Here is a 14,900-nt window from a genome sequence, read left to right as displayed (position 1 = left end):
GGCCGGGAGCCTGACAGAGCAGTCATTGCGGGCGGCGACAACGTCGGCAGCGTCCACACGAGCCATGACCAACTCGATCTCAACCAAGATCGCTCCGAGACCGTCGACTTTCTGGATCTTGACCGATCCTCCATCCTTGCCGACAGCCTTCTCGAGGGTGCCGCCTTTGGTCGCATCGGATTTGGTGCCGAAGCTCGCCGTGGGACGACTCGCGCCGTCTTTGGTCAAATCCCAGCGATCTTTCTTCTCGTTGTGCGTAAGCGTGAATTTCGGCAGCTTGGCCATTTTCCTCGGTTTGAATGTTGCGCTTTTATGCCTACCATTGATGGGTTGAAAATGCGAATTCCCGAACTTGCCCTTCGGTTTAGACTCATGCTATTTTCACCCACTAATGGTAGGTCAAAAGAACGAAAAGATAAACCAGCTTCATCGCTTGCTCCCCGAGGGGCTGGTGGTTGACACCGCTTGGCTGGAAAAACACGGCTACCGTCGGCAGTGGCGCGAAAAGTATGTGGCGCAGAGCTGGCTCGAAGGTGTCGTTCGTGGCGTCTATCAGCGGCCAACCAGTAACGCTGATCAGGCGATAGCCTGGCAGCGCGTGATCATCTCGCTCCAACGACTTCTGGATAAATCCGTGCACGTCGGTGGCCGCAGTGCCCTCGAGCTACAAGGCCTGACGCACTACCTCCGCTTTTCTGGCAAGCCAGAAATCCACCTCTACGCCTATGGCAGTCTGCCCGGCTGGGTCGAGCGGATACCGACCGACGCTCAGTTCGTCGAACACAAGGCAGACAAGCTCTTCGATGCCGACGCACCTGGAAGGACACGCATCGTATGGGGACATTGGGGATGGGAGCTCGATGTCTCCGCGCCCGAGCGCGCTCTTTGCGAACTTCTTGACCTGCTCCCGTCCCGGGAGACATTCCATCAGGCGGACGTCCTAATGGAGTCGGTCCGCACACTGAGCCCGAAGCGGGTTCAGGCCGTGCTGGAAGCGTGCCGAAGCGTGAAGGTGAAGCGACTGTTTCTCTGGTTCGCCGAGCGGCACGCCCATCCATGGTTCGGCCGGCTCGATCTCAAACGTATCGACCTCGGTCATGGCAAGCGTCAGATCGTGGTCGGCGGTCGACTGGACAGCAAGTATCAGATCACTGTGCCGGAGACACTCGATGCCGGCGTCTGAAGCCTATCGCGCGCAAGTCAGTCTCCTCGTTCGGGTTCTGCAGCTCGTTGCAGAGGAGAACGTCTTTGCGTTGAAGGGCGGCACGGCCATCAATCTCTTCGTCAGAGACCTTCCACGTCTGTCTGTCGATATCGATCTGACCTATCTGCCGGTCGAGGATCGTGCGACGTCCCTCGCCAATATCGATGCCGCCATACGACGGACTGCTGCTCGAATAGCGGAGAGTGTACCGCGTAGCCGCACCCAGGCCGTGCCGCTGCACAGCGAAGGCGCTGCAACAAAGGTGCTGGTTGCCTCCGACGGCGTGCAGATCAAAATCGAGGTGACGCCCGTCATTCGTGGCTGCGTCTACTCTCCGGAGACACGGGCGGTTTGCGATCGGGTCGAAGAGCTCTTCGGATATGCCGAGGTGCCCGTTGTGTCCTTCCCGGACCTCTATGCCGGCAAGATCGTCGCCGCCTTGGATCGGCAGCATCCGCGAGATTTGTTCGATGTCAGGGATCTGCTCGCGAATGAGGGAATATCCGATGAGCTGCGGCGTGCCTTCATTGTCTACATTCTGAGCCACAACAGGCCGATGGGCGAGGTCTTGGCGCCGACGCGCAAGGATTTGCGCCACGAGTTTGACGCCGGGTTTGCCGGCATGACGGAAGAGCCCGTGACCCTCGAGGCGTTGTACGATGCTCGTGAAGCTCTAATCGCCGAGGTCGTTGGCAAGATGCCTGCCGAGCACCGGCGCTTTCTTCTCTCCTTCAAGGCCGGCGAGCCAGATTGGGACTTGCTAGGCGTGCCTGGAGCCGCGGACTTGCCGGCGGTGCGCTGGAAGATCGACAACTTGGCCAAACTTTCGGAGGGCCGACGCGAAAAGCTGTTGTCTGATCTCAGGCGGGTGCTCGCGACATGAGACACGGAGGACGCGTGGGGAACGCCAAAGTGAAGAGGAACAAGACGAGGTCAGTGGCCGTCTGAAAGCTGACTTCGATAACGGTCGGCACTACTATGATCTTCACGGAACGCCCATTCGCCCTCCCAAGAACCGACATGCTGCGCCGGATGCAACCTCGAGCGACTTCTCGAACGCAGGCACTGGAAGGAATTCAAACCTTGAATGAAAGTTGTATGCCACAGTGAAGAAGAAGTTCGGCGTCGGCACTCCGCGAGCGGAAAGAACTGCGCCGTCTGTGCCTCCGCGCATGGGAGGGTCAGCTCTGTTTGCTATGGATCTCCCCTAAAGTATCGCAACCACGGCCTTGGCGAGATCGTCAAGCCGATCTTCCTTCACGCCAGCGACATTGAGGCGAGAATCGCCCACCAGGTAGATGCCGAACTCGTTTCGCAGGCGGTCGACCTGTGCCTCGGTCAGGCCAAGGAGCGAGAACATGCCGCGGTGATCGGCGATGAAGTCGAAGCGCGATGAGTTGGATTGGCGACGGAGCGCTTCGGCAAAGCCCTTGCGCAGGTTGAGCATACGAAGCCGCATGGTTTCGAGCTCGGACTTCCAGTCGGCCCGCAGCGCATCGTCTTCCAGGATAGTGCGCACCGCGGCGGCGGCATGGTCCGGCGGCATGGAATAGAGCACGCGGGTCGTGGCGAGGGTCTGGCTGCCTGCAATCTTGACGCTCTCTGCGTTCTTGCCCATCAGGATAACGGCGCCGACGCGGTCACGGTAGACCGAAAAGTTTTTCGAGCAGGATGTGGCCACAGCCATTTCCGGCACCTTGCTCGCGAGCAGGCGAACGGCGGCGGCGTCCTCCTCGAGCCCATCGCCAAAACCCTGATAGGCGAGATCGACGAAGGGGAAGAGATTGCGTTCGATGAGAAGATCGGCGACCGGACCCCATTGGTCGATGGTCAGGTTGGCGCCGGTCGGGTTATGGCAGCAGCCGTGCAGCAGGACGATGTCGCCCGCCTTCGCCTGCTTCAGTCCTTGGAGCATGGCCTCGGCGTTCACCGTTCCGCTCTCGGGATCGAAATAGGGATAGGTCGCGGTCTTGAAACCAGCAGCCTTGGCGATCGGTACATGATTTGCCCATGTCGGGTCGGACATCCAAATCGTCGCGTCGGGTCGGGCCTTTGCGAGCAGATCGGCGATCGTACGAAGCGCACCTGAACCTCCCGCCGTCTGGCAGGCGAACATGCGCGAGAGATCGGCCTCCTCGCCAAAGACCAGCTTCAGCATGGCCTTGTTGAAACCTTCGTCGCCCGCCATGCCGACATAGGTCTTGGTCGTCTGGCTTTCATAGAGACGCTTCTCGGCCTCGCGCACGGCCCGCATGATGACGGTCGCACCCTGCGAATCCTTGTAGACGCCGACGCCAAGATCCATTTTCGTCGGCCGCGCGTCATTCTTGTACAGAACCGAGAGGCTGAGAATCTTGTCCGGCGGGGCTGCGGTGAGGGTTTCGAACATGGCTTTTCCTTTGGATTGAGATCGAATACGGAGATGCTTTGCGCCGCCTCACGTTGACGGAATCAATGCTCCAACTCGCTTTGCGATCCGGCGCGGATTGCGGCAAGCACCTGTTTTTGAAGCGCGACGAATTCTGGCGAGGCAATCATATCCTGATTGCGCGGACGCGCGAGACCGACATGGAAGGTCGCGTTGATGCGTCCTGGGCTGATGCTCATCGCCACGATGCGGTCAGACAGATAGACCGCTTCTTCTACGTCGTGGGTGACGAAGAGAACAGTCAGTCGATGCTCTTCCCAGATCTGGGTCAGGAGTTCCTGCATCTGGTGACGGGTCAGAGCGTCGAGCGCGCCGAACGGCTCATCCATCAACAGCATTTTCGGGCGATAGGAAAGCGCACGGGCAATGGCGACGCGCTGCTTCATCCCGCCAGACAGTTGCGATGGAAATGCGTCAGCGAACTTGGTGAGCTTCACCAGTTCAATGTGGTGTCGTGCGACATCCCGGCATTCGGCTGCCGGGAGCCCAGCCGCCTGCAGAGCGAATTCCACGTTCTGTTGTGCGGTCAGCCACGGCAGCAGCGTGTAGGATTGGAAGACAACGCCGCGATCAAGCCCAGGGCCAACGATCGGCGCACCGTCCGTCAGAAGAACACCCTTGTCGAAGCCCTGAAGGCCGGCGACGATAGACAGCAGCGTGCTCTTGCCGCAGCCGGAGGCGCCAACCAGGGAGACGAACTCGTTATCAGCGAGTTCCAGGTCGATATTGCTGAGGGCATGAACGCGGCTTTTCCTGCCACCGTACCATTTGTTAAGGCCCTCGATCTTGAGTTTTGGTTCGCTCATCTCAATGCCTCGAAGCGTAGCGGAAGAAGATGCGCTCGAGAGCCTTCATGCTCTGATCGGTTATCAGACCGAGCAGGCCAAGGAGCAGGATGTAACCGATGATCGTCTGCGTCTGGAAGTATCGTTGTGAGACGACGATACGATAGCCGAGGCCGGATGTTGCCGCGACGAGTTCCGCCAGCACAAGCCAGGTCTAGGCCCATCCCAGACTGATGCGCAAGGTGTCCCAGATTCCGGGGAGGGCGCAGGGCAGGACGATACGGCGCAGGATCTTGGTTTCCGACATGCCGAGCGTGCGGCCAAGGCCGACGAAGTCGGACGGAACACGCTTGACGCTGTCCATGACCATCAGCACTTGCTGGAAAAACGTCCCGATGAAGATGATGACGAACTTCTGAATGTCGCTTGTCCCGGCCCATAGGATAGTCAGCGGCACGAAGGCAACGACCGGCATATAGCGAACGAAGTCGACGAATGGTTCGATGGCAGCTTCCCAGGTCTTGAAGCAGCCGATCATGATTCCGATCGGAATTGCCAGGGCGGATGCGATGAGAAAGCCGACGAGCATGCGATAGATGCTGATGCCGGCATCGGTCCATAGCGTTCCGTCGATCGCCAATTCCGTCATCTTTGCCCACACGGCGCTGGGAGAGGGCAGGAAAATCGGCTTTACCCAGCCGGTGACGGTGGCGGCCCACCACAGTGCAAAGAGGAGCGCGAAGACAGCAACAGCGATCAGAACGAAAGACTGGCCGCTTATCGGGTCACCAATGCGAAATGCGCTCGGTGGTCTGCCGACGCCCGCGCGCAACTGCGCGCGGGGTATTTCCTTCGTTATCGATGTTGGTTCTGAGCTGGACATAACGGTTCCGGTTGTGGACGAAGGTCACTTGTTCGCAGCATCGACGAAGGATGTGTCGATCATATTGTCTGCGGAAACATCCTGGGTCACGAGGCCAGCCTGCTTCGCAGCCTTCAGAACGTCGGCGAAGGTTTTGCCTTTGAAGTCACCGGCAAAGGCTTTGGCGGCTTCGGCAGAACTGTAGTACTGGACACCGTCGAAGGCCGTCTTCAGATCATCCGGCGTGGCGCCGACCGCCTTTGCGATGATGCCACGATCTTCTTCCGTATTGGTCTTGTAATCGGCCAGAGCCGCGTCCCAGGCCTTGATCATGGCCAGAACCTGTCCGGGCTTCTGTTTTAGCACCTCTTCACGAACGACGAGGACGTCCGATACCAGACCCGGATCCTTGCCTGCTTCGAAAAGGAGTTGGACATTTTTGTCCTGGGCGCGTGCCGCAGAAATATAGGGTTCGTATGTGACAGCCACGGGGACACGTCCGGCGATCAGCGCCGTTCCTGCGTCGGCTGCAGGCATCGGCACACGGACAATATCGTTCATCGTCATGCCGTTGCTGGTAAGGGCATAGTTCAGGAGGATGTCGCTGGTCGTGCCTTCCTCAAAGGCAACGTTTTTGCCTTTGAGATCGGCGATGCTCTTGATGTCGCTACCGGCAAGGATTGCGTCTGCACTCAAACTGAAGTCGAGGAGGGAGACGATCTTCACCGGCAGACCGGCAGCCACCATGCCCATGGCTGTGTGCGTTGCGATGTTGGCTGCGTCAAGCTGCCCACTGGCGAGTGCGGCGTTGATGTCCTTGTCTTCGGTAAAATTGACCAGTTGCACATCCCCAAGACCGGCTTTCTTGAACAGATCCTTGCTGGCGGCAACATGCCATTGGCCGTAGCCGAGCCATGGCTCGATTCCGATCTTGAAGGCGCCCGGCTCCGGCTTGGACGGGATCTTATCCTGAGCGCTCGCCTGTGCCGTGGCAAGGACGCCAACGATTCCGAGCGCGATCGCCGCACGGGAAAACTGCTTGCTGATGAATTTGTAGTTCATTGGGAACCCCTCTATTGGTTGGTCTTAACGGATCATACAGCTCTCATTATCTTTGACGCCCAACCATCAAAATCACGGTGGGCGAATCTCGTGTATAAGTGCCTTTCTCCTTTCGCCGGCATTAGCGGTCACTGTTTGAGTATCAAGTGGGAGCCACGTTCTTTTAGGTCGGCAATCGAGCTCACGCACATCAAAGCCAAGGTGATCGAGATCTCGCGGCGCAATGTCTCGATGGCATGGTCAACTCCGGCTTGGCCGGCGGCTGCGAGCCCATAGGTGTAGGCTCGACCCAGCAGGACTGCGTCGGCGCCCATTCCAACCGCCTTGATAACGTCGCTTCCCCTTCTAATGCCGCCGTCTAGCATCAGTGTGAAATCCGGTCCCACCGCGTCTCGGATGTCGGGAAGTGCTGCGATCGTGCTCATGGCGCCATCGAGCTGGCGACCACCGTGGTTCGAGATCACAATGCCGTCGGCTCCGATCGCTTGCGCTTTCGTTGCATCCTCAGGCGAAAGAATGCCCTTGATGATCAGCTTGCCTTTCCACCGGCGGCGCAGTGTCTCGATGTCCTTCCATGCGAGCTTTTTATCAATACGCCGGGAGAGATTGGCGGCTTGTTCCAGCGCTCCTGTTCCAAACTCCCCACGATGCTCCACAGCCCGGACGGAGGGCATACCGCCGCGAGCAACGTCAAACAACCAGGCAGGCTTTCGGCAGAGACTCGCGAACAGCCGCGGCGTGACACGCGTGAGAGACCGGAAGCCGTTTCGCACATCGCGTTCGCGGACAGCGGTGATGGCCGTATCCACGGTAACATACAGCGCCTCGACACCAGCCTCTTCCGCAGCGCCCAGAAATTCCTCGCATAGCGTGCGGTCGTCGAGCACGTAGAGCTGAAAATGCAGCACTCCGTCGGTCACCTGACGGAGGTCCGCCAGCGATGCGATCGAGAACGTCGAGAGGCAGAAGGGAATTCCGGCCGCATGAGCGGCGCATGCCGCCTTCTGCTCTCCGTTTCGCGTGTAGAGGCCAAGAAAGCCGACGGGTCCGAGCATAAAGGGGAGAGAATGTCGCCGGCCAAGATACTCCGTCGACAGATCCGGCTCGTTGTAATCGCCGAGAACGTTCTGACGTAGCTTCAAGAGCGCGAAATCATCTCTATTGCGACGATAGGTTTCCTCGGCGAAGGAGCCGCCGTCGATGTAATCGAAGAACAGCTTTGGCAATCGCCGGCGAGCGGCAAGCCGGAGGTCATCGATATTGACGATCGTCACAGTCTTACGCCTCCGGATCTATGGTTGCGAGGAAGTGGCTCACCGGGTCGGTACCTTGCTCGGGTTCGGATCCCACCATCATCGCCACGGAAAAGCCGATCAGAGAGGATGTCGGATTATGGCTTGTAGCGCCGGCCCGCAAGTTCATGACGAGTGTCGGGCAGAGGAAAAGCCCGAGCCGGATGACCCTTCGCCAGTCCGAAGGAAGCATGTCGCGCTGCTTGAGGGCGGCAAGCAACGGCTTCCAGATGGTCTGCGCCTTCGTTTCCAGAAGCGCCTCGCGAACCGGGTTCAGCGTCCAATCGAAATTCGCGAAGAGACGGCCGTTCTCATACTTCGCTGTCGCATTGAATTTCTGTTCGGCGATAGGCGGATCATAGAGCCAGTAGGGATGGGCAAGGATATTGTGAAAGGTCGTCTTGACCTCTGCGAGGAGCGTCGGGATGTGCTCGCCGGCGAAAGCCGGATCGAAGAAGGACAGGCTCGCGCCTCCCTGCTGCCTTTCGAACCAGACATTGGCATTGTGAGCATCGCCATGTGCCGTTACGCCGCCGCTGTCGGCGAGCCGCGCTGGGTGCAGCCTGTCATGAGCGGCGTCGAACAACTGGCCGAGCGTGTCGCGACACTCGATGCCGTTGATGACGAAGCGGGCCTTCGAGAGCGCTTCCCAGGAAAGCGTAGCGCCTGGAAATTTAAACTCGTTGCCGACATAGAAACTTGCCAGCCGGCCACCCGGGTAGGTTCCCTCCGGCGCGGTGATCAGCCGATCATAAAACAGCCGATGGACCGGCTCCTTCATGACCTGCTCCGGTGTGACGGGGTGCAGTGTCTTCAGATAGACGGACAGGACGGCTTTGTTGAGCCGGCTTTCCGCGTCCACTGCCTGGCTTGCCATTTGCTCATCATGAAGCTCGTCGAGCGTGCGCAGGACATCGGAGAAACGGGGATCCGTCCTGCGTCTGTAGACCAGAATCTGTTCGCCCGGAAGGGTCGACATCATGACGGGCTGGTCGACCGGCAGCCCGGCCCTGGCGAGGATATCGGCGCGATAGTATTCACCGCTCATCTCCTCCTCATTTTCCTCCTGGTGGAATTTGAAGAAGTACGGCTTTCCGTCGGCCTCGAAGAAGCCGTTCAGCGAATTGAGGCTGTATTGGTCGTGGTTGATTGCCAGATCGTGTGCCTCGATCTCAAACAGATCTCGCAACAGTTCAGCCAGAAGAGCTTCGGCGCTGCCGTCGCGCTCCTTGGCTTTCTCCCGGATGATTGCGGTCCGACTGTTGGGCTGCCCCATGATTTCTCTCACTCCTGGACTGACACGTCGGCTTTTTTACTTTTTGGGCGGCAGATATCTGCTGCCAAGCGAATAACGGCTGCCGACATAGGTGAAGGTATTGACGGTGGCGATCGTCTGCCCCGTCCAGGTCTTTCGGTTGAGGACCAGGCAACTGTCGCGCTCGCGAATGTGAAGGAGGCGTGCATGTCTCTCAGTCGCCGGGACGGCACTGATGAGATGCTCGACCTCGGTTAGCGGTGTGCTGTGCTGCAGGTAATCGTAGGTGCCGATGGACGTAAAATCCTGATCGAGATAGTTCTTCACGAGCTCTGTATTGACGTAACGCTCCTCGAGTTGAACAGGGACGCCATTCTCGTAATGAACGACCAGCGAGTGATCGATGGGGCAATGCCTCTTGAACTCGAACGCGTCCAATAGCGTTTGATCCGGTCGTTCGATCCGCTCGAGTACGATCACCTCCGCGCGGTGCCGACTTCCACGTGCTTTGATCTCACTGATGATATTGCTGATCTCAATGAGGGTCGATTGAGCCTTGGGAGGCGAAACGAATGTCCCAACGCCTTGAACCCGGCGCAGATAGCCTTCGGCGGTCAGTTCGCGAAGTGCGCGATGGACCGTCATGCGCGAGACACCAAGCGACGACGTCAACTCGTGCTCGGACGGGAGTTTCTGGTTCTGCGGCCAGTTGCCGTTCCCGATATTGTCGAGAACGAAGTCCTTGACCTTCTCGTAGAGCGGTAGCGCAGTGTTTGAGAGACCGGACAATTCTATCTCCATCTCACGCCGAGGCGTGTCCTAGATCAATCGGCGATCCGAATAATCGTCTTTAGTTTGTTCGTCCGCCCGTCCATCAGCCGGCGGTAGGCATCGGGAATTTCGTCGAGCGAGTTCAGGACCTCGCTAAATTGCAGAAGTGAAGACTGCAGCTTCGGCAACAGCGCAATGGCGTCGCCGAGTTCGCCTTCAAACGCATGGCAGCCGAGTAGGGAAATCTCGCGCTCGACCAAGATGTTGGGATCCAGATCCAGTTTTCCGTGACTGATGCCCACAAGAGCGAAGGCGCCGCCCCCGTCCAGAAGGTCGATGCCCTGGGCGATGGCTCTCGTACTTCCCGTCGCATCCACCGCATATCGCAGTCGCGCATCACCGAGAGCCGCCCGTGCCTGCGACTTGTCCAGCGCGACCACCGAGCCTCCGCAGATGCCGGCGACCATCTCGGCACGATTGCCATTCAAATCTGCAAATAAGAGCTTTCCATCGTGGAGGTGTGAAAGCAGCAATCCGCAGAGACCGCCGATCGTCCCGCAGCCGATGAGGATGACCGCCTCGCCTTGGGGAGGATTGAGCCGTCGCACTGCGTGAAGGGCGACGGCCAAAGGCTCGGCCATTGCCGCCACCAGCGGATCAAGCGACGGATCATGCTTGAAAACGAGCCGGGCGGGCAACTCTACCTGTTCCGCAAAACCGCCGTCGCACACTTCACCGACGAAGCCCAGATGTTCGCAGACGTTGGTTCGGCCCGATTTGCACGCCTCGCACTGTCCGCAATAAAACCGGGAATCGGCTGCGACAAAGTCGCCGATGAGCACATCTTCGACGCCGTTGCCGACCGCGGAAACGCGCCCGCAAAATTCATGTCCGGCCGTTGACGGGCGTCGACTGATCCACTGGCCCGTCCTGAAATTGTGGATATCCGAGCCGCAAATGCCCGCGGCACGGACGTCGATCGTCACGTAACCCGCCGGTGGCGAGGAAGGTCTTGTAACCTCCTCGACTCTGAGATCCAGGGCGTCGTAGAGCCGAACGGCTTTCATCTCCTTAGCCCCGCTTTGGAAGATAAGTGTCTCGGACGGCTGAGACGGCATGCGCATGGGAGGAGAAACCTTCGTATTCCGCAAGCTTATGGGCCCGCTTTGCAAACTCGGGATAAGCCGGCGCAGTCACGTAGCCGATCGAACTGCGTTTCACGAAATCGGTGACCGATAGCGGGCCGAATGTGCGCGCCCAGCGACTCGTCGGCAGCACGGCGTTTGGACCGAGGCAGAAATTCGCGATGCTGACTGGCGTATGAGGACCCATGAGGATTTCGGCTGCCTCGGTGATGTGGCCGAGATGGGCAAAGGCGTCCTGCGAGAGGATTTCGAGATGCTCGGGCGCGTAGGCATTGACGAAGTCGTAGCTCTCCTCAACCGAGGAGGTCAGTATGATTCCGCCGCACTTGCCTGAAAGGACTGTGCTTGAGAACTGGACCCGCTGTTCCGTCATCTGCGCCCAATGTTCGGGCAAGGCGGCAAGGGCCTCCTCGGCTACACGCCGGCTATGGGTCACGAGATAGGCGGAGGAGTCGGGACCGTGCTCGGCTTCGATCAGGAGGTCGAGCGCTGCGAGGCCGCCATGGACGGTCCCATCCGCGAAGATGATCGCTTCGGAAGGGCCGGCGGGAAGGCCCGTATCGATGATGCCTGCCAGGCTGCGTTTCGCAGCAACCACCCAAGGGCTTCCTGGTCCGACGATCTTTAGCGCCGGCTTGATCGTTTTCGTGCCGTAGGCGACGGCTGCGACGGCCTGTGCACCGCCGACCTTGTAAACCGTTTCTACACCAGCCAGACGTGCTGCCACGAGCGTTGCGGCATCCACGCGTCCATCCGGTGCTGGCGGAGTGACGATCGCCAGGTTCGGAACGCCTGCGACGACGGCGGGGACAGAGGTCATCATCGTGACCGATGGAAACGAACCTTTGCCGCGTGGGACGTAAAGTGCGACAGACTTGATCGGAGTGAAGCGGTCGCCGGCGAAAGCGCCCGGCTTGATCTCCTTCAGCCACATGGCTTCGGGTTTCTGTTCCTCGTGGAAATGGCGGATATTCTCGATGCCGAAGGTGATGGCTTCGATCACGTCCTCGCTGACAAGCTTGAACGCCGCGTCGAACTCGGCATCGGTCACTTTGATCGTCTCTTCTGTGATATCCGCCTTGTCGAGCTCCCGGCCGAAGCGGGCAATAGCGCTGTCGCCTTCCGTGCGGACGGCCTCGAGGATCGGCGCCACTTTCTCGACAAACACTGAAATGTCCGTTTCGGACCGGCGCAGGAGCGCAGCCTTCTCGTCCGGTCCAAGCTTTGAATATTCATGAAAAGTGACTTCGGCCATTGTATATCCCTCCTTGGCGCCAAATGGGCGCAAACAGCCACAATCGCGCGCGCGGTGGTGACGGCGACGAATAAAGTTCGGTTCGCGTTAGCGCACGGCCCCATCACAAAGAGGGCCGATCGGCGTTGATACTGCAATCCGTATGTTCGAGGATGCCGGATGTTCGCACCCGGCAAATTCCCAGGAAGTCTCGAAGACTTCGTTCCCGTTTTTGTTGTCTATAGATGTATATACATTTATAGACATTAAACATCGGACCCGTGCTGTCAAGCACCACCCTGTCTCATTTTTTAGACGGAGGCGAGGAAGCCGCCGTCCACGGGAATGCATTGGCCGGTGATGTAGGCAGACGCGCTGCTCGCAAGAAAGATAATGGCGCCACCGATGTCGGAGGCGTTGCCGAACCGCTTCTGCGGGATCTTTTCGAGCATCCGTGCCGTCCAGTTTTCATCTTGATAAAAACCTTCCGTCATCGCCGTCCGAAAATAGCCCGGCGCCACCGCGTTTACGCGGATTCCCAGTGGCGCCCACTCGGCGGAAAGCGCGCGTGTCATGCCGAGCAGTCCCGCCTTCGAGGAGCCGTAGGGCACGGCCGTCGGAATTCCGACGTAGGAAGTAAGCGAGCAGAGATTAATGATGCTTCCGCCCTGGGGCTGACGAGACATTCGGCGCGCCGCGGCTTGTGACCAGAAGAATGCGCCCTTCAGATTGGTGCCGATGATCCTGTCCCAGATCTCTTCGTCTACATCGAGAGAAGGAGAGATCTGCTCATAGCCCGCATTGTTGACAAGGATATCGATCGCGCCAGTAATGCTTTCGAATTTGTTCAGCGTCTCGTCGATGGACGATCGATCTGTCACATCCTGGGAGCTGGTGATGCAGGTCTTTCCATAAGCCTCAATCTTGTGTTTCGTATCGCTGAGTGACTTTTCATCGCGAGCCGTGACGCAGACATCGGCACCCCCTTCGGCAAGCGCCATCGCAATCCATTGGCCGAGGCCGCGGCTTGCACCGGTCACAACCGCTACTCTTCCTGACAGATCGAATATTGTATTGGCCATGATGATCCCCTTGCTTTTGCACGATAGAACCATCATCCGACACTAATGTCTATACATGTACCAACAAAGGGATCTTCCAATTTCCGGTCGGGACAAGAACAGTTTAAAATTCTGCGCTAAGGTCGAACGGCCGGATAATATCGGACGTCTGCAAGGCCATGGAATGCCGACCTGACATAAGTTCTCCTACAAGGCTTGGACTTGATAGTCCGATCGCTTTAACACCAATCCGTTCCATCAAATGCCGGGACTGAAGGGTCAGCTCGGCTAACGTTTATTTCAAGGTGTAGATGGCATCTCGCCTGGGCTGCGTCGTCGGAGCAGCTTGCCCCATCCCAACGTTGTGCCAAGCCCGGCCAGAAGCACGAAGACGACCCCAACGGCCTGGACGAGGCTGATTTCCTTGGAATAGAAAACATAATCGCTAAGCAGCGCGGTGACCGGGTTGAGGAAAGCGCAGACCCCAATCGTGGCCGTCTGAACTTTTGGGTAGTTCGCGTAGAGTAAGACGTACACCACGCCTGTGTGCAGAACCCCAAGGCCAACGAGCCAACCCCAAACCGGCAGCGTTGCGTTGCGCAACGGTTCGAGCGCCAGGAACGGCGCGAAGAGGACAAGGCCTATTAGGCAATGGACGATCGTCAATACGGATGAATCGACCGCTCGCAGTCGCCGTGCCGTCAATGTGGAGCCCGCGTAGAGGAGGGAGGCCAGGATAGCGAAGCCGACCCCTTGGGCCCAGGAGTTGTTGCCCATTATGTCGCCCACATGGGGCCAAACGACCAGCAGCAGTCCACTGAAGGCGACAACCAGCCAAAGCAGCTTGTCTCGGAAGAGGGTTTCGCCGAGAAAAAGAGCGCTGATGATGACGATCCAAAATGGTTGCAGGTGATAGATGATGATCGCAAATCCGATCGAAGTCGAACGGAAGGCCTGAAACAGCGCAGCCCAATTAAGGACCAGGCACAGACCGCTGACAATGGTGAGCCCAATCAGCTTGCGATCTATTCGCCAGATCCCATGCACCGTACCGCGATATAGGGAAAAGGCGATAAGCGATAGCGCACCAAAAAGACAACGGAAGAACACGACGTTCAGCGTTGGCTGCCCGGTTTGGATCGCAAAGACCCCGACAGTTCCCGACAAGGCCATTGCGCCGGCGAGGTAGACTGTGGGACCTAGTCCTCCTGTTGTCGTCGGAGCCTTGGATGCGACTGCCTCGCGATACGCGTCCTTAACGTCGGCTTTCATCAGGCGCCGATCCATGTGATCGTTTCGCCGCCGTTGATGGCTAGGCTCGAAACTTGAAACATGATTTTTCCGTTGATTGGTGAAACCGCCGAACCGATCGCCTCGCCAAAATGATTGCGAATGGTCCCAAGAACAGTGTCGGTATCAACGACATCGCCGACGGCATGCGTCGGATACCACAAACCGGACGCGGTTGCCGTCACGCTGGCACAGCGGAGCACTCGAACATCTCGATTTGACGGGTGATGCGCATCCTCGTCCAGTAAGACATGCATCGCTCTTAACAGTCTGTGAAGACCGGCAACGAGGGTCTGAATGGCATCTTCATCGTACTTTCAGGCCCCGCCCGCCTCGGCGATGATCGCTGGCACTCCCGCTCCCGCCGCGCCAGCAATCATCATGCCCCTTGCGGGACTTGAGATTGCGTAGGGAAGTCCGAAATCTCTGGCAAGGCGCTCCGGCGAAATGAATGTCCGTGATTTACATACTAATTAATATGTATGTTATTTCGAACTCGGTAGTGCCCCAA

The 14,900-nt window shown here is 58.4% G+C and carries 14 protein-coding genes and 2 pseudogenes; 2 read left to right on the top strand and 14 right to left on the bottom strand.

The window, feature by feature from the left end:
- A partial coding sequence (locus PY650_RS22845; protein WP_285881848.1) for a DUF2188 domain-containing protein occupies nt 1-285 on the bottom strand: 285 nt, incomplete at its 3' end.
- A gap of 106 nt (nt 286-391) precedes the next feature.
- Between PY650_RS22845 and PY650_RS22840 the strand changes: the two genes are divergently transcribed.
- Nucleotides 392-1,183 (top strand): type IV toxin-antitoxin system AbiEi family antitoxin, encoded by a 792-nt coding sequence (locus PY650_RS22840; protein ID WP_285881847.1) that lies wholly within the window; start codon nt 392-394, stop codon nt 1,181-1,183.
- Nucleotides 1,170-2,087, top strand: coding sequence for a nucleotidyl transferase AbiEii/AbiGii toxin family protein (locus PY650_RS22835; protein ID WP_285881846.1), 918 nt, complete (start codon nt 1,170-1,172; stop codon nt 2,085-2,087). Before PY650_RS22840 ends, PY650_RS22835 begins: the two co-directional genes overlap by 14 nt.
- A gap of 102 nt (nt 2,088-2,189) precedes the next feature.
- Here the strand turns inward: PY650_RS22835 and PY650_RS22830 are convergent.
- From PY650_RS22830 to PY650_RS22770, 13 genes and pseudogenes are all read right to left on the bottom strand, one after another.
- A pseudogene (locus PY650_RS22830) lies at nt 2,190-2,378 on the bottom strand (hypothetical protein); the annotation flags it as partial.
- A 33-nt stretch (nt 2,379-2,411) separates the two neighbouring features.
- Entirely contained in the window at nt 2,412-3,593 is a 1,182-nt protein-coding gene (locus PY650_RS22825) for an amino acid aminotransferase (RefSeq protein WP_285881845.1), read from the bottom strand.
- 62 nt (nt 3,594-3,655) lie between these two features.
- Nucleotides 3,656-4,438 (bottom strand): ABC transporter ATP-binding protein, encoded by a 783-nt coding sequence (locus PY650_RS22820; RefSeq protein WP_285881844.1) that lies wholly within the window; start codon nt 4,436-4,438, stop codon nt 3,656-3,658.
- Nucleotide 4,439: 1 nt separating this feature from the next.
- Nucleotides 4,440-5,300: pseudogene (locus PY650_RS22815) on the bottom strand (ABC transporter permease).
- Nucleotides 5,301-5,324: 24 nt separating this feature from the next.
- The gene (locus PY650_RS22810; protein ID WP_285881843.1) at nt 5,325-6,341 is read right to left on the bottom strand and encodes an ABC transporter substrate-binding protein; all 1,017 of its coding nucleotides are present in this window, start codon (nt 6,339-6,341) and stop codon (nt 5,325-5,327) included.
- Between the two features lie 128 nt (nt 6,342-6,469).
- Nucleotides 6,470-7,615, bottom strand: coding sequence for an alpha-hydroxy acid oxidase (locus PY650_RS22805; RefSeq protein ID WP_285881842.1), 1,146 nt, complete (start codon nt 7,613-7,615; stop codon nt 6,470-6,472).
- A 4-nt stretch (nt 7,616-7,619) separates the two neighbouring features.
- Entirely contained in the window at nt 7,620-8,909 is a 1,290-nt protein-coding gene (locus PY650_RS22800) for a hypothetical protein (protein ID WP_285881841.1), read from the bottom strand.
- A 36-nt stretch (nt 8,910-8,945) separates the two neighbouring features.
- Nucleotides 8,946-9,677 carry a histidine utilization transcriptional repressor HutC gene (gene hutC, locus PY650_RS22795; RefSeq protein ID WP_285881840.1) on the bottom strand — a complete coding sequence of 244 codons (732 nt, stop codon included), beginning with the start codon at nt 9,675-9,677 and terminating at the stop codon, nt 8,946-8,948.
- Nucleotides 9,678-9,712: 35 nt separating this feature from the next.
- Nucleotides 9,713-10,726 (bottom strand): zinc-dependent alcohol dehydrogenase, encoded by a 1,014-nt coding sequence (locus PY650_RS22790; protein ID WP_285881839.1) that lies wholly within the window; start codon nt 10,724-10,726, stop codon nt 9,713-9,715.
- Between the two features lie 4 nt (nt 10,727-10,730).
- Entirely contained in the window at nt 10,731-12,059 is a 1,329-nt protein-coding gene (hisD, locus tag PY650_RS22785) for a histidinol dehydrogenase (RefSeq protein WP_285881838.1), read from the bottom strand.
- Between the two features lie 290 nt (nt 12,060-12,349).
- A complete protein-coding gene (locus tag PY650_RS22780) occupies nt 12,350-13,120 on the bottom strand; it encodes an SDR family NAD(P)-dependent oxidoreductase (protein WP_285881836.1) in 771 nt (256 codons plus the stop codon).
- Nucleotides 13,121-13,399: 279 nt separating this feature from the next.
- Nucleotides 13,400-14,371 (bottom strand): DMT family transporter, encoded by a 972-nt coding sequence (locus tag PY650_RS22775; RefSeq protein WP_285881834.1) that lies wholly within the window; start codon nt 14,369-14,371, stop codon nt 13,400-13,402.
- On the bottom strand, nt 14,371-14,592 hold the full coding sequence (locus PY650_RS22770) for a hypothetical protein (RefSeq protein ID WP_285881832.1): 222 nt from the start codon (nt 14,590-14,592) through the stop codon (nt 14,371-14,373). The genes PY650_RS22775 and PY650_RS22770 overlap by 1 nt, the downstream gene beginning before the upstream one ends.
- Nucleotides 14,593-14,900 lie beyond the last annotated feature (308 nt).

Origin of the sequence: Martinezella calliandrae (assembly GCF_030272695.1) — a bacterium.
In the GTDB taxonomy this organism is placed as follows: domain Bacteria; phylum Pseudomonadota; class Alphaproteobacteria; order Rhizobiales; family Rhizobiaceae; genus Rhizobium; species Rhizobium calliandrae.
Note: the sequence above shows the minus strand (reverse complement) of the source record. Positions and strands in the feature narration are given on the sequence as shown.

Bases quoted from the DNA above. Each gene is read 5' to 3' on its own strand.
- PY650_RS22835 (WP_285881846.1), top strand. From the start codon at position 1,170: ATGCCGGCGTCTGAAGCCTATCGCGCGCAAGTCAGTCTCCTCGTTCGG.
- PY650_RS22780 (WP_285881836.1), bottom strand. From the start codon at position 13,120: ATGGCCAATACAATATTCGATCTGTCAGGAAGAGTAGCGGTTGTGACC.
- PY650_RS22775 (WP_285881834.1), bottom strand. From the start codon at position 14,371: ATGAAAGCCGACGTTAAGGACGCGTATCGCGAGGCAGTCGCATCCAAG.
- PY650_RS22790 (WP_285881839.1), bottom strand. From the start codon at position 10,726: ATGAAAGCCGTTCGGCTCTACGACGCCCTGGATCTCAGAGTCGAGGAG.
- PY650_RS22825 (WP_285881845.1), bottom strand. From the start codon at position 3,593: ATGTTCGAAACCCTCACCGCAGCCCCGCCGGACAAGATTCTCAGCCTC.
- PY650_RS22810 (WP_285881843.1), bottom strand. From the start codon at position 6,341: ATGAACTACAAATTCATCAGCAAGCAGTTTTCCCGTGCGGCGATCGCG.
- PY650_RS22820 (WP_285881844.1), bottom strand. From the start codon at position 4,438: ATGAGCGAACCAAAACTCAAGATCGAGGGCCTTAACAAATGGTACGGT.
- hisD (WP_285881838.1), bottom strand. From the start codon at position 12,059: ATGGCCGAAGTCACTTTTCATGAATATTCAAAGCTTGGACCGGACGAG.
- PY650_RS22800 (WP_285881841.1), bottom strand. From the start codon at position 8,909: ATGGGGCAGCCCAACAGTCGGACCGCAATCATCCGGGAGAAAGCCAAG.
- PY650_RS22840 (WP_285881847.1), top strand. From the start codon at position 392: ATGGTAGGTCAAAAGAACGAAAAGATAAACCAGCTTCATCGCTTGCTC.